Raw genomic sequence first — 18,745 nt, forward strand, 5'->3', positions numbered from 1 at the left:
CCGGCCGACCGGGGACTACTCCGCCGCCGACGCCCCCGACTCCAGGAGCCGCCCTCCGTCCCACACGACCCCCACCTGCCGGTAGTACGCCGCGATCGGCTCACGGATCTCCAGGCGGGCCAACTCCTCCGTGGGCGCCTCGAAGAGCTCCAACTCGGCGTCAGCGACCCACGGTTGACCGCCCTCGAAGGAGGCCGCCCCGGACTCGATCAGCTCGTCCAGCGCGAGCCCCTTGCCCTTCTCGATGGAGGGCAGCCACCGGTGGTGCGCCATCGGGTGGCCGTTGACGAACCCGTTGGTCTCGGACGGTTCGCGCAGCGTCACGACGGCCTGCGCGAGGCGCCGGTCCGCCGCGGCGATCGTGGCGCCGAAGCGGGACCCGGCCTCGATGCGCGGCGCGGGCCCGTACGGGTGCGGCCGTGTCTGGTGGATCGAGCCGAGCTTCTTCGGGTAGCCCTGGTGCAGGCCGCGGGCGATGGCGAAGTCCTTGTCGACCCAGATGTAGACGCAGCGGGTGTAGGTCTGCCCCTTGTACTTGCAGCGGACGACCGCGAAGGCCTCCTTGTACTGGGCGAGCACCGGGTCGAGCAGCTCGTGTCCGTCGGCCGAGCAGGACTGCCAGTCGGCCCAGATGAGGGCGACGGCGCCGGGATCCTCGTCCGCCAGCTCAAGCGGTTCGGGCAGCAGTTCGCGCACACGGGACGGGTCGGTGCGGTACTCGATGGTGAGCAGGTCGCCGGAGTAGCGCCAGGGCGGGGAGGGGATCAGCGACGAGGCGCCGGTCGCCGTCTTGGGGTGGAGGTATCCGCGGACGGTGGTCATGCCAGGGTTCCTTACGCGATGAGGGCGGGCTGCTTGAGGAGTTCTGCGCGGTACCGGGCGGCGGCCGCCGCGGCCGCCTTGCCGCCGAGGGCGACGACGCCGACGAGCCGCCCGCCCTGGTGGTATCCGGCGAGTACGTCGCCGTCGGGGTCGCCGTCCAGGACGCGCACGTCGTCCTTGCCGAGGACCGGGGCGCCGAAGGACTGGAGCCGGAAGTCGTGCTGGTCGCTCCAGAAGGTGGGCAGCGGAGCGAAGGGGTCCGCCGGGGCGTCGGCGCCGGTGAGGTGCGCGGTGAGCACCTTGGCGGCGTGCTTGGCGGTGTCCGTGGGGATGGACCAGTGCTCGACGCGGCGGGGCACGGCGTCGTAGCGGGCGTTGGGGAAGCGGGCGACGTCGCCGACGGCGATGACGTCGGGGCGGCCGCCGGCGCGCAGGTGCTCGTCGGTCAGGACGCCGTCGGTGAGGTCGAGGCCGTTGCCTTCGAGCCACTCGGTGTTGGCGGCGGAGCCGACCGACTCCACGACGACGTCGGCGGGCAGGACGGTGCCGTCGCCGAGCACCACCCCGCTCACCCGGTCCTCGCCCGCGAAGCCGGTGACTCCGGTGCCGAGCGCGAAGCGCACCCCGCGTTCCTCGTGCCGCTTCAACAGCGCCCGCGCGAGGAGTTCGCCGAGCGGCCCGACCATGGGCAGCGACAGCGGGTCGACGACGGTGACCTCGGCGGCGCCGAGCTGGAGCGCCGTCGCCGCGACCTCGCAGCCGATGAACCCGGCGCCGACGACGACCACGCGAACACCCGGGCGGGTCAGGTCGCTTCGCAGCGCCTGCGCGTCGTCGAGGGTGCGCACGGTGTGCCGACCGGCCTGCGGGCCCGGGCAGCGCAGGCGGCGCGGTCGCATGCCGGTGGCGACGACGAGGCCGCTGTACGTCAGCGCGGTGCCGTCGTCGAGGGCGACGGTGCGGCGGCCCAGGTCGGCGCGTACGACCTTGGTGCCCAGGCGCCAGTCGACGTCGGCCACGGCGGCCCGCGGCCGGAACGCCAGGGACTCGAACGGGGCCTTGCCGGCGAGGACTTCCTTGGACAGGGGCGGCCGGTTGTACGGCATGTGGGGCTCGTCGCCGACGAGGGTGACGGGGCCCTGCCACCCCGCGGCGCGCAGCTGTTCCGCGGCGCGCAGGCCGGCCATGGAGGCGCCGGCCACGACGACGGGCGCGTTCACCGTACTCACGGGCTCAGGCCTCGATCCGGATGGCCTGGAGCGGGCACACGTCGGCCGCTTCCTCGACGTCGTCGCGCAGTGCGTCGTCGGGGTCGGGGACGTATGCGAGGCGCCCGGCGTCGTCGAAGCTGAAGACGTCCGGGGCAGCGAAGACGCACTGGCCGTGGTCCTGGCACTTGTTCATGTCGACGACGACCTTCATGGCCGGTCCTCCTGATGCTGAGGGGGCGTCACCCCGGGTGCCGAGAGACGTCACCCGAGCTCGTTTGGCTTCAAACAACATAAGAAGCGACCGGGGCCTGGTCAATACCTATCCGCCTGGATAAATTTCTTCGAGGCAACCCTTGCGGGAAACGACCCGGCCTCCATACCGTTTGCAACCAAACGAGCGAACGGCCCGCCGCAGCAGCGCAGTTCGAGGCCGCCACTCCCCCCCTCCCTCCCACTCCCGCAGAGGAGAAACCGGTGAGCGCAGCACAATCCGACACCCCTCCCGTCCGCGACCACATGACCCGGCTCGCCTCCGAGGGCATCGACGTGGTCCGCGTGACCTATCCCGACCTCATCGGCACCGACCGGGCCCGGGACGTCCTCCTCGACCACCTGCCGGCGGCCTGCGAGCACGGCCTCGCGTTCTGCCGCGCCGTCTACCACACCAGCCCGCAGGGCGATGTCGTCGACGTGTCCGGCGGCCTGGACGCGGGCCTGCCCGACATCAGCGTCCGTCCCGACCTCGACACCCTGACCGCCCTGCCGTGGGAGCCGGGCGTCGCGGCCTGCCTCGGCGACGTCACCGACCCGGCGACCGGCCGGCCCGCGCCCGAGTCGCCGCGCGACCTGCTGCGCGCCGTCGTGGACCGGTGCGCGCAGCACGGCCTGCACCCGGTCGTCGGCCCCGAACTCGAATACTTCCTGTGCGAAGCGGCCCCCGACAGCCCGCAGGGCTGGCGGCGCTACAGCGAGGCGGACGGCGTCGTCTACACCGCGGGCCTGCGCGCGGACGGCGACAACCACCTGCTGCACACCCTGCGCCTGCTGCGCGACCTGAAGATCGGCGTCAGCAACGGCAACCACGAATTCGACGGCGGCCAGTTCGAGATCAATCTGACCCACTCCGACGCCATGGACGCCGCCGACCGCTCCTTCCGGTTCAAGTCGGCCATCAAGGAACTGGCGCGCAGGGAAGGCCGGCTGGCGACCTTCATGGCCAAGCCGTTCAACGGCGTCGGCGGCTCCGGCTTCCACCTGCACATGTCCTGCACGGACGCCGAGGGCGGCAACACCTTCGACGACCCGGCCGCCCCGCACGGCCTGTCCGCCACGGCGCGGCACGCGGTCGCGGGCATCCTCGCGCACGCCCCGGCGCTCACCGCTCTCGCCAACCCGACGATCAACTCCTACAAGCGGTTCGGGCCCGACACCCTCGCGCCGTGGCTGATCGACTGGGGCATGGACAACCGCAGCGCCATGGTCCGCATCCCGCCTGAGCGTGGCAGCGGCTCGCGCCTGGAGCTGCGGCTCGGCGACGCGAGCGCCAACCCGTACCTGCTGATCGCCGGCACCCTCGCGGCGGCCCTGCTCGGCGTGCTGGCCGCCGAGGAGCCGCCCGCGCCGCTGGAGGGCTACGGCTACGACACCGCCAAGTCCGCCCTGCTGCCGTCGACGCTGCCCGAGGCCCTCGACGCGCTGGAGGCCGACTCCGCGCTCGCCGAGCTCCTCGGCAAGGACTTCACCGCTTCCTACCTCTCGTACAAGCGCGACGAGATCGCGCGCTTCCAACGGCACATCACCGACTGGGAGTTCACCGAGTACGCCTATCACCTGTGATGCCACGGAGGCCGCACATCATGACCATCACCCCCGACCGGATCGCCAGCGCCGCCACCGAGCCGCTGCCGCTCGCCGACGTGAACCTCGCCGACCTGGACAACTTCACCGACGGCATCACCCCGTACCGCATGTTCCACACCCTGCGCCACGAGGACCCCGTCCACTGGCAGGAGGAGGAGGCCCCCAACTCCGGCTTCTGGGCCGTCACCCGGCACGCCGACATCGCCCGCGTGGACCGCGACGCCGAGACGTTCACCTCCACCAAGTTCACCAACCTCGAAGAGGTCGACGAGGACCAGATCAAGAAGCGCGCCTCGATCCTGGAGCTCGACGGGGTGCGCCACCGGGCGATGCGCAGCCTGCTGCAGCGCCAGTTCGGCGCGAAGGTCATCAACAGCTACACCGACTTCCTGCGCGGACTGACCGCGAAGACCCTCGACGCGGCGCTCACCAAGGGCAGCTTCGACTTCGTCAAGGAGGTCTCCGCCGACTTCCCCATCAACGTCCTCGCCCGCCTCCTCGACGTGCCGCCGGAGGACAACCAGCAGCTCATCGACTGGGGCAACCGGATCATCGGCAACACCGACCCCGACTACGCCGACGTCCTCCTGGAGAGCGAGGAGAGCGAGAAGTACCGCGACCTACCCTTCCGCTCCCCCGCCTCCCTCGAAGTCTTCGAGTACGGACGGGAGCTGGCACACCAGCGGCGCGGCGGCGAGGGCACGGACCTGGTCTCCCGGCTCGTCAACCAGACCCCGCGCGACGGCGTCCCGCTCTCCGCCCAGGACTTCGACAACTACTTCCTGCTCCTGGTCGTGGCCGGCAACGAGACGACCCGGCACACCATCACCCACTCGATGCTGGCCCTGATCCAGCACCCCGAGCAGCTGGCCCGCCTCCAGGAGGACCCCTCCCTCATCCCCACCGCGGTGGAGGAGTTCCTGCGCTGGGCCTCGCCCGTCTACCACTTCCGCCGCACCGCGACCCGCGACGTCGAGCTCGGCGGGAAGCAGGTCAAGGAGGGCGACAAGGTGGTGATGTGGTACGCGTCCGGCAACCGCGACGAGGACGTGTTCACCAACCCGTACGACTTCGATGTCACGCGCGCCGACAACGACCACGTCACCTTCGGCAAGGGCAGCCCGCACCTGTGCCTGGGCAATCTGCTGGCCCGCACCGAGGTCCGGATCATGTTCGAGGAGCTGATCCCGCGCCTGTCCTCGATCCGGCTGGCCGGCGACGTGCCGCGGGTGCGCTCCAACTTCGTCAACGGCATCAAGAAGCTGCCGGTGGAGGTCTCCCTTGTCTGACCTTGTTACGCGGACACGCCCACGCCTGACCCTTGTCCTCTCCGAGAACTGGACGATGACCGGCGGGCGCTGCGACCTGGACGCGCTGGTGCGCTGGGCGCGGGAGGCGGAGGACGCCGGGTTCGACGCGGTGATGCTCAGCGAGCACATCGTGCTGGGCCCGGACGCGGGGGCGAACGGTGTGATGCCGAACCCGCGCGAGTACGCGCTGCCCGGCAACCAGCCGCCGGACACCCCCTGGCCCAACTCGCTGGTCCTGCTCTCGGCGATCGCGGCGGTCACGGAACGCATCCGCCTGGCGGCGGCCGCCATCCTCGCCCCGCTGCGCCACCCGCTCCTGCTTGCCAAGGAGATGGCGACCCTCGACCTGCTCTCGCACGGCCGCCTGGTCGTGCTGCCGACGGTGAGCTGGAGCCGCGACGAGTACGCGGCGCTCCAGGTCCCGTTCGAGCACCGCGGCAAGCTCCTGGACGAGCACCTCGCGGCCTGGGCGGAACTGTGGAAGCCGGGCCCGACCACCTTCCACGGCGACTTCTACCGCTTCGAGGACGCGTACCTGGAGCCGGGCCCGTACCGGGAGGGCGGCCCCCAACTGTGGTTCGGCGGCTCGAAGTTGCACGGAGCGCTGGTGCGCCGCCTCGTCCGCTACGGCCACGGCTTCAACCCGCTGGGCCGGCCGGCCCCCGGCGAGATGGAGAAGCTGGCGGCGGCGATGGCCGAAGCGGGCCGCGACGTAAGGGAGTTGGAGCTGATCGGCGGCACGCGGGCCGTGTTCCCGTCCCCGACCGCGACCGCCGACCTGGACCGGGCACTGGCCGCCGTCCCGGAACAGTGGGCGGAGGGCTTCACCAACTTCTGCGTCAAGCCGTCCCAGTTCACGGACGACCCGAAGGCCGTGGGGGCGTTCTGCCGGGACGTGGTACGCAAGGTGGACCGGCTCGTCGGATGAGCCGGACGAGCCGGGTGACGACGGTGGTTGCCCCGGAGCTCCGGGGCCACCACCGTCGTTCACGCCGTCGGCCAGGTGTCCCGGTCGGGCCGTGCCAAGAACAGCATCGCCGCGGCGCCGACCAGGAGCAGTGCCCCGGTGAGGGCGAACGCCGCGTACAGGCCGGTGTTGCCGTCGGGGGCCGCGTCGACGAGGACGCCGACCAGCCACGGCCCGATGAGCGCGGACAGCTGGCCGAGCCCGAAGCCCGTGAGCAGCGCCGCCGATCGCTGCCGCACCGGCGCCACCTCCGCGATGGAGGCGAGGCCGAAGGGGATGAAGACGCCATAGAGCGGGAACCCGAGGACGACCACGCCGAGCGCGAGGGCCCCGTCGCCGAGCAGGGGCAGCGCCAGCATGCACACGGCGCTGCCGAGCAGCAGCAGCCCGCCGGGCAGCGAGCGGGCTTTACGCGCCGAACGCTTCTTGCGGTACGCGCGGTCGGCGAGGAAGCAGAAGGTCAGCGTGCAGCACAGGTCGGTGGTCCAGGCCGCGCCGTTGACGAAGCCCATCGTGGTGCCTTCCACGTGCAGCACCCGGCTGATCAGCGTCGGCAGCCAGTTGGTGACGACGGCCGCCGTCCACGACGCCCCGAACAGGCCGATCACACAGGCGATCCAGGTGCGCGAGCGGAACATGGCCCGGTAGTCCGGCTTCTCCCGCCGCTCCCCCGGTGCCGCCCCGTCCTCGGCCACCGAGAAGGGGCCCTCCCGGCCGACCGCGAGCCACACCACGGCCCAGCCGGCGGAGGCGACAGCCAGGACGGCGAACACGGTGCGCCAGCCGTGCGCGACCATCACCCAGGCGAGGACCGGGCTGGACACCGCGACGCCCAGGCTGGTGCCCGCCATCACGATTCCGCCGGGGAAGGCGCGCCGCTCCAGCGGGAACCAGCTGTAGGCGACGTCGCTGGCGAGCGCGGGCCCCGGGCCGAGCGCCGCACCGAGCAGCACCCGGCAGGCCATGAGCCCGCCGAGTCCGAGCGGCAGCGTCATCGGCGCCTGCGTGACGACCCAGCCGATGACGCAGGCGAGCAGCAGCCACCTGGTACGGACCCGGGAGCCCAGGACACCCGCGGCGAGCGTGCCGGCGCCGAACAGGAAGTACGTGCTGCCGACGATGAGGCCGAACTCGGCGTTGGACAGGCCAAGTTCACGAGTGAAGGGCTGTGCGACCAGGCCGAGGGAGGCCTTGTTCGCGAAGTTGAGGAACAGGAACAGCGTGACGAGCAGGGTCATCGCCCAGGCGCGGGCGCGGGACGGCGAGGCCGTGCGGCCGGGGCCGGGTTGGGATGCGGATTTCGGGGTGAGGACGGTCACGACGGACTCCACGGGGAGGGGCGGGAGGGGCGGTTCGGGTCATCCGGTGGCACTCGGCACGCGCCCACTGTCGTTCGCGGCGACGAGTGCGTGGGCGAGCCGTTCGGTCAGCTCGGCGCGCAGCGCGGGCGCCTTGCCGTCATGCAGGTTGACGGTCTCGTCGGGGTCACAGGACAGGTCGTACAGCTCGCCGCCGGCGACGGTGTCGTACACGGTGAGCCGGGCCGACTCGGTGAGCAGGCTGCGCATCCGCAGCGGACCCGGCAGCCCCTCCAGGCCGAAGGGTTCGTCCTCCTCGATCAACAGCTGCTCGCGCAGCCGGAGTCCGGGGTCGTGGACGACCGGCAGCAGGCTCTGCCCCTGCATGCCGTGGTGGCGCGGCAGACCCGCAAGGTCGAGCGCGGTCGCGGCGAGGTCGAGCGAGGAGACGAGCCCGGGCCGCTCGCCGCGCAGGGCGTCGGATCCGGGCAGCGCCAGCGTCAGCGGAACGCGGACACACCCCTCGTAGTGAGTGAACTGCTTCAGCATCAGACCGTGGTCACCGAACATGTCACCGTGATCGCTGGTGAAGGCGACGGCGGTTTCATCGGCGAGACCGAGCCCGTCGAGGGTGGCCAGCACGTCACCGACGCTCTCGTCGAGCAGCGAGATCATGCCGAACTCGGCGGCCATCGCGTGCCGCAGCTGGTCCTCGGCGATCGCCCAGGTCACCGTCGAGTCGCGGTCGGGGGCGCCGCGGCGCTCCGCCATGGCGGCGAAGTGCGGCATGGCACCCCCGGCGGCGTGGTCGAAGGTGCGCGGCAGCGGCATGTCGGCCGCCGCGTACCGCTCGAACCAGCGGCGCGGCGGGGTGAACGGGTGGTGCGGGTCCGGATACGACACGAACAGCAGGAACGGCGCGTCGTCGCCCTGCGCGCGGGCCGCAGCGAACTCCTTGAGCCGGGTCGTGGCGTGCTCGGTCACGAAGCGGGTCGGGTAGAGCTCCTCGGGCAGCGCGGAGGCGTACACCTGCTCCCACCCCTCGTACGTGGACGGGGAGTTGGCGCGTCCCCGTGCACTGCGCGGGTCGACACCGCGGTCGGCGAGCCAGTGCGCGTAGTGGCCGCTCGCGAAGTCGGAGTGGCCCACGACCAGGTCGACGGAGTCGAAGCCGTAATAGCCCTCGGGCAGCGTGACCCGTTCGGCGAGATGGCGGTGGAGGTCCTCGTACGCGTACCAGTCGCGGTCTCCGGTCCGCTCCAGCCATCCGGCGCCGCGGAACCCGGCCGCCTCGAAGTCGGCGAGCTGGTGGTCCTCCCAGCCCCAGCCCATGTTCTGGAAGTGCAGCTTGCCGACGGCGGCCGTGCGCCATCCTGCGTCCGTCAACAGCCGTGGGAAGGTCTGTACGTCACGGTGCAGCGGGATGCCGTTGTGCCGGGTGCCGTGGGCGGAGGGCATCCGCCCGGTCACGATCGAGGCGCGGTTCGGCATGCAGACCGGGCAGGTGACGTACGCGCGGTCGAAGCGGGCCGAGCGGGCGGCGAGCGCGTCGAGGTGCGGGGTGTGGACGACGGGGTTCCCGCCGAAGCCGAGATGGTCGGCACGGAGTTGGTCGGCGACGAAGACGACCAGGTTGGGACGGCGTGCGGGGGTGTCGGTGTGGTGCGGCATGCTGTGCATGGTCGTGGGGCGCGGGGTGCACGGCGTCCTCCGCGACGGGTGATGTGTGGGGTGAGATGCGAGTGAGCAGGTTCGTGACGACGCAGGTGACACCTCCGCCCCCGCCGGCGCTGTGCGTGCCGCGCCCCCGCGTCCGGACCCGCCTCGAGGCGGCGCACGGCCCGGTACTCCTCGTCACGGCGCCGGCCGGGTACGGCAAGACGGTGGCGGTATCCGAGTGGGCGCGCGCGGAGTCTGCCCGGGGCCGGCGGGTGGCGTGGTGCGCACTGGATCCGGCGGACCGGGAGCCGGAGGAGCTGTGGGCTCGGGTGGGTGCGGCGGTAACACCTTCCGGTTCCGCTGCGGAAGCTGCCTGCGCCGTACGGGAGTTGGCCGAGGCGGTCGACGTGCTGGCGGCGATGGGGCCCGGGGGCTGCGAGGGTGCCGAGGCCGGCGACACACTGCTCGTCGTCGACGGGCTGTTGCCGACGCACCCGCAGGGACTGCGCTGCGCGCTCGCCACGCTCGCGCGGTGGCTGCCGCCCGGTGTGCGGCTCGTTGTCACCGTGCGCGGCGAGTTTCCCGAACTGCCTGGCGGTGTGCTGACCGCGGGGGCCCGGGCGCGGGTGGACGCGGGGGTGTTGCGGCTGACCGAGGACGAGGCGCACGTGGTTGCCGCCGCCGCGCATCCCACGTGCCCGCCGGGCGTGGTCCGTGCGCTGGCCGCGCGGGCCGCCGGCTGGGTGAGCGGGCTGCGGCTCGCCCTGGACGCGTGGGCGGACGGGACGCCGATCGAGGACATCCGGGGTGCCTCACCCGCGCTGCGGCACTATCTGCGTGAGGAGGTCGTCGACCGCCTCCCCCGCCCCGACCTGGACGTCCTCGCCCTGTGCGCGGCCGCGCCCCACCTCGACCCGGTGGCCGCCGAGGAGCTGATCGGGCCGGAGGCGGCGGGCTCGGCACGGCGGCTCGCCGACGCGGGGGCGTTCCTCGGCGCCGACAACACCGTCCACCCGCTGCTGCGGGAAGCGCTGCGCGCGGCGGGCCACGCGCTGCGGGCCACGTCCGACCCGCGCGGTCTCGTGCCACGACTGTGCGCCCTGCTGGAGGCGGAGGGCGAGATCGCCGCGGCGGTCGACTGCGCCGTCGCGGCGGGCGCCACCGCGGACGCGGCCCGGCTCCTGGAACGGCACAGCGACTGGCTGCTCCGCACCGGCCGCGCCGAGCAGGCGCACCGCTGGCTGCTCGCGCTCGGCGCCCGGCACGGCGGCCCCACCGGGCGGCACGAGCTCAGCCCCTTCCTGGCCAGCGAACTGGCCTGGAACATCGCGCTGCGAGGCGCCCCCGACGAAGCGGAGGCGTGGGCAGCGTCCCTCGCCACCGACGCGCCGCTCCTGGTGCGGATGCGGGCGACGGCCATCCTGGCGTTCGCCGCGCGCACCGTCGGCGATCTGGAGCGCTCCCTCGAACTCGCCGACGAGGCCCAGCGGTTGGCGGTGCTCGCGGCCGACGCGGGGCACGCCGAGGACGCCGTGGGCGAGCGCATCTCGCTGGGGGTGCAGCGCACCGTCGCGCTGACATTGCTGGGGCGCGCCGAGGACGCCGAGGACGCGGCCCGTGAGGCGCTGGGCCTGCTGCCGGAGGCGGACCACCCGGCGGGCGCGATCCGGCTGCACGGACTGCGGGCCCAACTTGCCGCCCGCGCGGGCCGGTTGCGAGAGGCCGAGGCGGACTACGAGACCGGGGAGCGGCTCGCGGACCGGCACGGCCTCACGGACTTCGCGGGCCGCGCCGAACTCCTCCTCGCGCGCGGCCTCGTGCACCACGAGCGGGACGAGGCGGACCAGGCGGAGGCCGCCCTGCGCGGCGCGCTGCGGCTGTGCCACGGCGCGGCCTGGCCGCAGACGCTGGCCCGGATCTCCCTCGACCTCGCGCTTCTGCTACACGGACAGGGCCGAATCCAGGAGGCGGAGCGGCACTTCGAGACCGCGGCCCGCGCCAACCCGCACCGCTCCCACGACCCGGCGCTCGCCCGCGCGGTGGACGCCGCCCGCACCCTCGCGCTCCTGCGTACCGGCGACCCCTCGGCGGCGCACCCCTGGTACACGGAGGCCGACACCTCCCCCGCCGAGCCTTCGGCCTGGGGCGAGGAGACCGTCCTCGCCGGGTACGCGGCGGCAGACGACCGGCAACCGCTGCACGCCGGCGCAGATCCCGACCCGCACCGCTCCCCCCGCCCCGCTGTCCAGGCCCTCCTCGCGCAGGCCCGCACCGCCGCCGCGCGGGCCGCCGACGCCGCGCCCGCACTACGCCGGGCCGCAGCCCTCGCCGCGCGGCACGGCCTGCTCCGGTCGGTCCTGGACGACGTACGGGATCTGCACCCGCAGCTGTCCGAGGCGGCCGAGCGCTATGCCCGCACCCCGGAAGGCGAGTACCTGCACCGCCTGCTGCGGTCGGCGCTCGCCGAGCGGGAGAGGCAGGCATGCGGGAACGCGCCTGCGTCACTGCGCCTGTTGACCACGCAGGAGCGCGCCGTGGGGGCACTCCTCACACAGGGGGCGTCGAACGAACGCATCGCCGCGGGCCTGTTCGTGTCGGTGAACACCGTGAAGACGCATCTGCGGCACATCTACCGGAAGCTCGGCGTGACCTGCCGCGCCGAGGCCGTCGAACGCCTCGCCCACCTGGGGTGAGCCCAGACGTCACCCTCGCCGGATGACGTCCGCCGGCGCGGCCGCTGCGAGGGTGCGGAGCACTCGTCCCGACCTGCCCGACCTGCCGCGCGCTGTCGAGCGCGTGGCTCCCGTGGAGGCACTCCGTGTTCCCTCACTCGCGTTCGGTCCGCGCCTGGACCGTCACCGGGGTCCTGCTGCTCTTCGTCTTCGTCAACTTCGCCGACAAGGCCGCCCTCGGGCTCGTGGCGGAGCCGCTCACCCGTGAACTGGGTTTGAGCAACAGCGAGTTCGGCCTGCTGTCCAGCGCGTTCTACTTCCTGTTCAGTGCCTCGTCGATCGCCGTGGGCCTCTTCGGGACCCGGCTGAGAGCGGGTTGGCTGCTTGCCGGCTGCGCCGTGCTGTGGTCCCTGGCGCAGCTGCCGTTCGTCTTCTCCGCCGGCCTCGCCGTGCTGCTCCTTGCGCGGGTGGTCCTGGGCGCGGCCGAGGGTCCTGGTGTGCCGCTGGCGATGGCGACGGCGTTCTCCTGGTTCCCCGCGACGCGGCGGACGTTGCCGAGCGGGCTGCTGCTGACCGGCACCGGGCTCGGTGTGATGGTCGCGAGCCCCGCGCTGACCTGGGTCGCCGGGCACTACGGCTGGCGCAGTGTGTTCACGGTGCTCGCCGCGGCCGGTGCGGTGTGGCTGGCTCTGTGGATGGCGTTCGGCGGGGTGGGCCCGTACGCGACGGCGCCCGCGCCGCGCACCGGTCCCGGTGCCACGCGCGCGGACCTGCGTGCGATGCTGCGCAGCCGCACCTGGTGGGCGTGTGTGGTGGGCATGTTCGCGATGGCGTGGGGCACCGCCGTGATGACGAGCTGGCTGCCCTTGTTCATGATCCGGGCGCTCGGCTACTCCTCCACGCAGATGGGGCTGGCCAACAGCGCGTTCTGGGCAGTGTTCACGGTCGGCTGCCTGGGTGTCGGCGTGCTCGCCGACCGGCTGCTGCGGCGCGGGGCCGGGCCGCGGCAGGCCCGCCTGGTGCCGGGGGCGATCGTGCTGTTGCTCAGCGCGGTGGCGATGGCGGTGCTGCCGGTGATGGGCGGCGGCCCGCCCGCGCTGCTCGTGATCCTTGTGCTGCTCCCCTGGTACGGCCTGTTCATGCCGCTCGCCCAGGCGGCCATCGCCGACATCGCGCCGGACGCCCAGCGCACCCGGGCCCTGCTCATCGGCACCGGCCTCGGCCAGCTCTCCGCGCTCGCCGGGCCCTACGTGGTGGGCGTCCTGCTGGACGCCGCACCGGACGCGACCACGGGATACCGGCACGCCCTGTGGCTGTCCGCCGCACTGCTCGTCGCCGGGGCGGTGGGCGTGCTCGCCCTCGGTCACCCGGAGCGCGAGCGGTGGCGGGCACACACCCCGCCGGCCGCGGACAACTCCCCGAACAACAACTCGACGCAAGGAGTGGTGGCATGACAGCCCCCGAGTACGCGGCGTCCGGACACGCGGCCCCCGATCACGCGACCTCCGGACACACGGCCCCCGGACACACGGCCTCCGGATACGCGGACCTGCTCTTCACCGGAGGTGAAGTGGTCACAGCCGACGAGCAGTTCACCGTCGCCGAGGCACTCGCGGTGCGCGACGGACACATCGCCGCCGTGGGCAGCGCCGACCGCCTGCGCGACCTGATCGGACCGCGCACCGAAGTGGTCGACCTGGCCGGGCGCACCCTGCTGCCGGGCATCAACGACGCCCACTGCCACGCCGCCGCCCACGGCGGCTCCCGGCCCCCGTTCTGCCTGGACCTCGGCCCGGCCACCACCACCGATCTGGCCGCGCTGCTCGACACGGTGCGCGCCGCCGCCGAGACACCGCGTGGGCGGTGGATACGGGGCGCGGGCTGGGACCCGGTGAGCCTGGGCGGGCGGACCCCGGACCGGTCCGTGCTCGACACCGTGGCCCCCGACCATCCGGTCGCCCTGCAGGACTTCTCCGGCCACCGGCTGTGCGCCAACTCGGCCGCACTGCGCGCCGCGGGGCTCGCCCCGGCCGCGTACCCGGACGGCATGCTCCACGAGGGCGCGCAGGGACTGATCCAGGAGCGCATCCCCGAGCCGACACCCGCCGAAGCGCGGCAGGCGGTGCGGGCGGCCGTCGCCGACCTCAACGCGCGCGGCATCACCAGCTTCACCGAGCCGGGTCTCGGCCCCGGCGGCGCCCACGACTTCGGCGGCTTCCTCGGCCCTTCCGTGCTCGGCGCGTACGCCGATCTGGCCGCGCGCGGCGAACTCACCGCGCGGGTCAGCGCGTTGCTGCTGTTCTCACCGATCGGCACCGGTGCGACGGCCCGCATCACGGACGGTCTGGCCCGGTTCCGGGTTCCCGAGTCGGCCGACCAGCGCCGGCTGCGCGTACTCGGCGTCAAGATCTTCGCCGACGGGGTGCCGGCGCACGGCACCGCGTGGATGAACCAGGGCTACGCCGACGGCAGCGGGCACGGCGGCCTGTGCCTGCACGGCGACAGCACGGCCGAACAGGCGGCGGAGCTCGCCGCGATGGTGCGCACGGTGCACGCGGCGGGACTCCAGGCCGGCATCCACGTCACAGGCGACCGGGCGATCGACGCCGCCGTCGACGCACTCGCCGCGGCACTGCGTGAGCTGCCGCGCGAGGACGCACGCCACTACCTGATCCACTGCAACTTCCCGTCGGCGTCCGCGCTGCGCACCATGGCCGACCTCGGCATCGGCGCCAGCATGAACCCCGGACTGCGCTGGCTCGCCTCCGACATGATCACCAAGATCCTCGACGCGGACCATGCCGAACGGGCCTTCCCGCTGCGCTCGGCGCTCGCGGCCGGTGTGCGGACGACGACCGGTTCGGACGCGCCGTGCGTCGCACCGGACTGGCTGCGCGGCCTTTCCTCTGCCATGCTGCGCGACACCCGCAGCGGCCCGACCCCGGTGGGCCCCGCCGAACGCGTCACCCTGGCCCAGGCGGTCCGCAGTTGCACCGCCACCGCGGCCTGGCAGGACCACGCGGAGGACTGGAAGGGAACCCTCGAACCCGGCAAGGTCGCCGACCTGTGCCTGCTCGGCGGCTCCCTGCTCCGCACGGACCCCGACCAACTTCCCGCCCTGCCGGTCGACTTGACAGTACTGGAGGGCGAGGTGGTGCACGCCGGATGACGGCGAGACGGGGCCCGGCGGCACTCAGGCCGCCCCGTCGGCCCCGCCACGCGCCAGCACCGCATACACCTCGGGCCGCCGCACCTTGAGCACGAGCCCGTACGCGACGCCCACCACCAGGCACAGGATGACGAGTCCCGGCAGGATCCACGCCAGCGGGGAGCCGCCCTCCGTGCCCAGCAGCACCGGGAAGTTGTCCCAGATCACCACGAACACGGCGGCGAGCACCGCACCGGAGACCAGCGGGGCCAGTGCCCGCGACCAGAGGGTGGTGCCGCTCGCGTCGTGGCGGCGGAAGTAGACGATCACGGAGAAGGAGGTGGCGGCGAGCAGCAGGATGACGCCCATCGCGCCGACGTTGGTCAGCCAGGTGAAGAGGGTGGCCACCGGGTCGAGGCCGAGCGCCGCGAAGACGATCACGACGACGGCGGCGAGCGCGCTCTGGGCGAGGGAGCCCATGTACGGGGAGCCGAAGCGCGGGTGGGTGCGGCCGAGGCGGGCGGGCAGGGCGCGGTCCTGGCCGAGCACCTGGAAGTAGCGGGCGACGGCGTTGTGGAAGGAGATCAGCGCGGCCAGCATGCTGGTGATCAGGAACAGGTGGGCGAAGTCGGCGAAGAGACCGCCGAGGCTGTCGCGGGACAGGACGAACAGCAGGTCGGGGCCGTACTTGGCGGACATCGGCACCGCGTTGCCGGTGCCGGTTCCCACCACCATCGCCCAGCTGGTGAACGCGTAGAAGACACCGATCAGCGCGACCGCGAGGTACGTGGCCCGGGGGACGGTGCGCCGCGGCTCGCGGCACTCCTGGCCGTAGATGGCTCCGGATTCGAAGCCCATGAAGCCGGCGATGGCGAAGCACGCGGCCGAGCCCACGCCGCCGGTGGTGGCGGCGTCCCAGGTGAACGGCTCGGTGCTGAGCGGGTGGTGGGTGGTGGCGATCTCGGCGATGTTGAACACCAGGACGGTCAGGGTCTCGATGCTGAGCAGGATGACCAGGACACGCGCGTTGAGGTCGATGCGCAGGAAGCCGAGTACGCCGACGACGACCACGGTGACCAGCAGGATCGCCCACCACGGGACGTCGACACCGGTCTTGGCACGGATGAAGTCGGCGGTGGTGAAGCCGAAGAGGCCCGCGATGCCGACCTGCATGGCGTTGTAGGCGAGCAGGGCGACGAAGGCCGCACCGGTGCCGGTGGCACGGCCGAGACCCGCGGCGATGTAGGCGTAAAACGCGCCCGCTCCGCTGATGCGTCGGCTCATCGCGGCGTACCCGGAGCCGAACACCATCAGGACGGCCGCCAGGCCCAGGTAGATGAGTGGCTGGCCGAGTACGCCGGTCACGGCGAGAGACTGCGGGAGTCCGCCGGCCGCGACGGTGAGGGGCGCAGACGCGGCCACGACGAAGAACACGATCGACGCGGTGCCCAGGCGACCCCCTTCCGCGGGGGTGGTGCCGGGCGGTGCGGTGTCGGTTGGTTCGGCGATTCGGCCGACGGCCATGTCGCGCTCCTCACGTACGGAAAGCCGAGGGTGCCGGAGGGAGTTCGGGGCGAAGCCGGGCATGCCGCAGTGCGGCGGCACCAGGGGGACGAGCAACTCCGCCGGGACCAGCAAGGAGATCATGCGGGCCCAAACGACTTTCCGGCAAGGGTCCGCCACCGAAAACTCTCGCCACCCCGGAGCCGGTTCTACTCGCGGCCGTCGAGCGACACCCACAGACTGGTCGGCGCCCTGAACTCCCAGCCACGGAAGTCCACCGGCTGCTCCGGCCGCAGCCGCAGCTCGGGGAAGCGCTGGAGGAGCCGGGCCAGCGCGATCCGCATCTGCGAGCGCGCGAAGGCGTGGCCGACGCAGAAGTGCAGGCCGAACCCGAAGGGCATGCTTCGGCGCGAGCGCCGGTCCAGGCGGAAGAGTTCGGGCTCGTCGAACACCGCCTCGTCCCGGTTGGCGGACGCGAGAACGGCGCTGACCTTGGCACCCATGGGCAGTTGTACGCCGCCGAGTTCGGTCGGCCGGGTCACCAGACGGGCCTGGGTCCCGATCGGGGACACCCACCGGATGCCCTCCTCCACGGCCGTCCCGCACTGCCCCTCCGGATCGGCCAACACGGTGGCCAGTTGCTCCGGTTCGGAGAGCAGGCCGTAGAGCGTGGAAGCGGCGCCGTGCCCCGGCTCCTGCATGCCGCCGAGGATAATCACCCGCAGGGACGGCAGCACCGCCGCCCGGTCGCGCGGACCCCGCTCCCCCGTCTCGGCATCCCGCCCCGACCACAGCATGTGCGCGAGGGTACTGTCGTCGGGCTCGCGCTCCATCCGGGTGAGCAGCGGGTCCATCGCGGTCAGCATCTCCTGCACGGTGGCATCGGATACGGCCTGCCGGGCCGGGTCTCGCTCGAAGTTGATGGCCCCTTCGGCGAGCCCCCGGAACCAGCGGCGCAGCGTGTCGGAGTCGAACTCCCCCATGCCCAGCACCTCGGCGAGGCTTCGCACCGATATCGGCTCGAAGTACTCGGCCAGCAGGTCGACTTCCGTCAGCCCGTCGAGCACCTTCAATCGCTCGGCGACTATCGGCTCCACCAACTGGTCGATGTAGCCGGCGACTTCGCGCGGCTTGTACTTCCCCTCCAGGCTGCCCCGCAGCTCGCGGTGGGTGTCCCCGGTGGCGGTGAGGATGTTGGGCTCGCCGAAGGCGCGGTTGACCGGGGCGTCGGGCAGGGCGGCGGTGAAGGTGTCCGGGTCGTTGCCGACCGCGGCGACGTCGGCCCTGCGGGTCACCAGCCACAGGTCCACCGCGGGCACGTAGCAGACCGGCGCCTCCGCGCGCAGCCGCCGGTAGATCGGATAGGGATCGGTCTCCAGGTCAGTGACGGTCACGGCGTTCGCGAAATCCTGAATGACGGTCATGCCGAACTTCCGTTCTCACGAGGTGCGTTGCATTGGTATGTTGCGCTGACACGTTGAGTTGGTCGCTTGACTATGTCGAGCGACCAACTCGACCGTCAAGAGGTTGAATCAAGAGGGGTGACGGGATTCCCATGGCGCACACACCGGTGGCCGAGCGCCGCCGCCAGTTCGTCCGGGCGACGACGAAGGTCGTGACGAAGCACGGCGTGACCGGCGCGACGACCCGGCGCATCGCCGAGGAGGCGGGGGCCCCGCTGGCCAGCCTGCACTACTGCTTCAAGAACAAGGACGAGCTCATGGAAGCCGTCTACGACTACGTGGTCGGCGACTTCATCGGCGCCGTCAGGGCCGCGACGGCGGACAGCGTCGGCGTCGCGGACGCCGTGGCCGCGGCCTGCGGTGCGGCCTGGGCCCGCATGGGCGAGGACCCCGAGGAGCAGGTCGCCACGTGGGAGCTCGTCCTCCACTGGCTGCGGTTGCCGGGCGAGGCGGGCAGGAGCGGCGCCGCGTACGAGGCGTACGCGGCGGCGATGACGGAGATCCTCACGGCCGCGGCCGAGCGCGCAGGCGAGGGTCCGCTCCCGGAGGCGGAGACCCTGGCGCGGCTCGTCGTCGCGGGCATGGAGGGCATCACGCTGCAGTATGTCGCCGGCTGCGACCGGGATCGCGCCGACGAGCTCGTGACCACCCTCGTACGTGCGGTGGGCCTGCTACGGGAGGCCCCCGCGTCGTCGGCTACGCCGAGGTGACCGCGAACGCCACGAACGCGCCGAACGCGTCCGCGCCGACCTGGAGGTAGCCGCGGGTCGGGTCCTTGGAGTCGCGAATGGCGATGGTGTGGGGGCGGAGGCTTCGGCGACTTCTACGCAGT

General features: G+C 72.7%; 15 protein-coding genes. 7 read left to right on the top strand and 8 right to left on the bottom strand.

The genetic code is table 11. The features are described from left to right. Positions 1 to 15: 15 nt before the first annotated feature. The 3 genes from ACOKM3_RS07700 to ACOKM3_RS07710 are packed head-to-tail and all read right to left on the bottom strand — an operon-like array spanning position 16 to position 2,244. Positions 16 to 822 carry an acetoacetate decarboxylase family protein gene (locus ACOKM3_RS07700; RefSeq protein WP_426898254.1) on the bottom strand — a complete coding sequence of 269 codons (807 nt, stop codon included), beginning with the start codon at positions 820 to 822 and terminating at the stop codon, positions 16 to 18. Positions 823 to 833: 11 nt separating this feature from the next. Next, positions 834 to 2,042, bottom strand: a complete 1,209-nt coding sequence (locus tag ACOKM3_RS07705) for an NAD(P)/FAD-dependent oxidoreductase (protein ID WP_426906727.1) — start codon at positions 2,040 to 2,042, stop codon at positions 834 to 836. A gap of 13 nt (positions 2,043 to 2,055) precedes the next feature. Then, positions 2,056 to 2,244 carry a ferredoxin gene (locus ACOKM3_RS07710; RefSeq protein WP_426898256.1) on the bottom strand — a complete coding sequence of 63 codons (189 nt, stop codon included), beginning with the start codon at positions 2,242 to 2,244 and terminating at the stop codon, positions 2,056 to 2,058. A 305-nt stretch (positions 2,245 to 2,549) separates the two neighbouring features. Here ACOKM3_RS07710 and ACOKM3_RS07715 point away from each other — a divergent pair, with 305 nt between their 5' ends. From ACOKM3_RS07715 to ACOKM3_RS07725, 3 genes are read left to right on the top strand one after another with little or no spacing between them, the layout of a single operon-like run. Then, positions 2,550 to 3,869, top strand: coding sequence for a glutamine synthetase family protein (locus ACOKM3_RS07715; RefSeq protein WP_426906728.1), 1,320 nt, complete (start codon positions 2,550 to 2,552; stop codon positions 3,867 to 3,869). 20 nt (positions 3,870 to 3,889) lie between these two features. Further along, positions 3,890 to 5,182 carry a cytochrome P450 gene (locus ACOKM3_RS07720; RefSeq protein ID WP_426898258.1) on the top strand — a complete coding sequence of 431 codons (1,293 nt, stop codon included), beginning with the start codon at positions 3,890 to 3,892 and terminating at the stop codon, positions 5,180 to 5,182. Positions 5,183 to 5,237: 55 nt separating this feature from the next. Continuing rightward, entirely contained in the window at positions 5,238 to 6,131 is an 894-nt protein-coding gene (locus tag ACOKM3_RS07725; RefSeq protein WP_426906729.1) for a TIGR03619 family F420-dependent LLM class oxidoreductase, read from the top strand. Between the two features lie 59 nt (positions 6,132 to 6,190). Here ACOKM3_RS07725 and ACOKM3_RS07730 read toward each other — a convergent pair whose 3' ends face one another. Further along, positions 6,191 to 7,489 (bottom strand): MFS transporter, encoded by a 1,299-nt coding sequence (locus ACOKM3_RS07730; RefSeq protein WP_426898260.1) that lies wholly within the window; start codon positions 7,487 to 7,489, stop codon positions 6,191 to 6,193. Between the two features lie 39 nt (positions 7,490 to 7,528). Next, positions 7,529 to 9,139, bottom strand: coding sequence for a sulfatase family protein (locus ACOKM3_RS07735; protein ID WP_426898262.1), 1,611 nt, complete (start codon positions 9,137 to 9,139; stop codon positions 7,529 to 7,531). Between the two features lie 83 nt (positions 9,140 to 9,222). Here ACOKM3_RS07735 and ACOKM3_RS07740 point away from each other — a divergent pair, with 83 nt between their 5' ends. The 3 genes from ACOKM3_RS07740 to ACOKM3_RS07750 all read left to right on the top strand — a co-directional run bounded on the left by ACOKM3_RS07740 (position 9,223) and on the right by ACOKM3_RS07750 (position 14,968). After that, on the top strand, positions 9,223 to 11,820 hold the full coding sequence (locus tag ACOKM3_RS07740) for a LuxR C-terminal-related transcriptional regulator (RefSeq protein ID WP_426898264.1): 2,598 nt from the start codon (positions 9,223 to 9,225) through the stop codon (positions 11,818 to 11,820). 125 nt (positions 11,821 to 11,945) lie between these two features. Next, positions 11,946 to 13,253 (top strand): MFS transporter, encoded by a 1,308-nt coding sequence (locus ACOKM3_RS07745; protein ID WP_426898265.1) that lies wholly within the window; start codon positions 11,946 to 11,948, stop codon positions 13,251 to 13,253. Then, on the top strand, positions 13,250 to 14,968 hold the full coding sequence (locus ACOKM3_RS07750; RefSeq protein ID WP_426898267.1) for an amidohydrolase: 1,719 nt from the start codon (positions 13,250 to 13,252) through the stop codon (positions 14,966 to 14,968). Before ACOKM3_RS07745 ends, ACOKM3_RS07750 begins: the two co-directional genes overlap by 4 nt. Before the next feature lie 24 nt (positions 14,969 to 14,992). Here the strand turns inward: ACOKM3_RS07750 and ACOKM3_RS07755 are convergent, their stop codons facing one another. After that, entirely contained in the window at positions 14,993 to 16,594 is a 1,602-nt protein-coding gene (locus ACOKM3_RS07755; protein WP_426898268.1) for an APC family permease, read from the bottom strand. A 65-nt stretch (positions 16,595 to 16,659) separates the two neighbouring features. After that, positions 16,660 to 17,874, bottom strand: coding sequence for a cytochrome P450 (locus tag ACOKM3_RS07760; protein ID WP_426898270.1), 1,215 nt, complete (start codon positions 17,872 to 17,874; stop codon positions 16,660 to 16,662). A 131-nt stretch (positions 17,875 to 18,005) separates the two neighbouring features. On the opposite strand from ACOKM3_RS07760, the gene ACOKM3_RS07765 reads away from it, so the two are divergent. Continuing rightward, the gene (locus tag ACOKM3_RS07765) at positions 18,006 to 18,623 is read left to right on the top strand and encodes a TetR/AcrR family transcriptional regulator (protein WP_426898272.1); all 618 of its coding nucleotides are present in this window, start codon (positions 18,006 to 18,008) and stop codon (positions 18,621 to 18,623) included. Here the strand turns inward: ACOKM3_RS07765 and ACOKM3_RS07770 are convergent. Beyond that, a complete protein-coding gene (locus ACOKM3_RS07770) occupies positions 18,610 to 18,744 on the bottom strand; it encodes a DUF397 domain-containing protein (protein ID WP_426906730.1) in 135 nt (44 codons plus the stop codon). The two genes, ACOKM3_RS07765 and ACOKM3_RS07770, sit on opposite strands and share 14 nt — an antisense overlap. Between the last annotated feature and the right edge of the window lies 1 nt (position 18,745).

The sequence above is a fragment of the Streptomyces nidicola genome, assembly GCF_050106155.1.
Taxonomy (GTDB): Bacteria; Actinomycetota; Actinomycetes; order Streptomycetales; family Streptomycetaceae; genus Streptomyces.

Coding starts and splice junctions, on each gene's coding strand:
- ACOKM3_RS07720 (WP_426898258.1), top strand. CDS start 3,890: ATGACCATCACCCCCGACCGGATCGCCAGCGCCGCCACCGAGCCGCTG.
- ACOKM3_RS07765 (WP_426898272.1), top strand. CDS start 18,006: ATGGCGCACACACCGGTGGCCGAGCGCCGCCGCCAGTTCGTCCGGGCG.
- ACOKM3_RS07715 (WP_426906728.1), top strand. CDS start 2,550: ATGACCCGGCTCGCCTCCGAGGGCATCGACGTGGTCCGCGTGACCTAT.
- ACOKM3_RS07755 (WP_426898268.1), bottom strand. CDS start 16,594: ATGATCTCCTTGCTGGTCCCGGCGGAGTTGCTCGTCCCCCTGGTGCCG.
- ACOKM3_RS07725 (WP_426906729.1), top strand. CDS start 5,238: ATGACCGGCGGGCGCTGCGACCTGGACGCGCTGGTGCGCTGGGCGCGG.
- ACOKM3_RS07735 (WP_426898262.1), bottom strand. CDS start 9,139: ATGCCGCACCACACCGACACCCCCGCACGCCGTCCCAACCTGGTCGTC.
- ACOKM3_RS07750 (WP_426898267.1), top strand. CDS start 13,250: ATGACAGCCCCCGAGTACGCGGCGTCCGGACACGCGGCCCCCGATCAC.
- ACOKM3_RS07760 (WP_426898270.1), bottom strand. CDS start 17,874: ATGACCGTCATTCAGGATTTCGCGAACGCCGTGACCGTCACTGACCTG.
- ACOKM3_RS07700 (WP_426898254.1), bottom strand. CDS start 822: ATGACCACCGTCCGCGGATACCTCCACCCCAAGACGGCGACCGGCGCC.
- ACOKM3_RS07710 (WP_426898256.1), bottom strand. CDS start 2,244: ATGAAGGTCGTCGTCGACATGAACAAGTGCCAGGACCACGGCCAGTGC.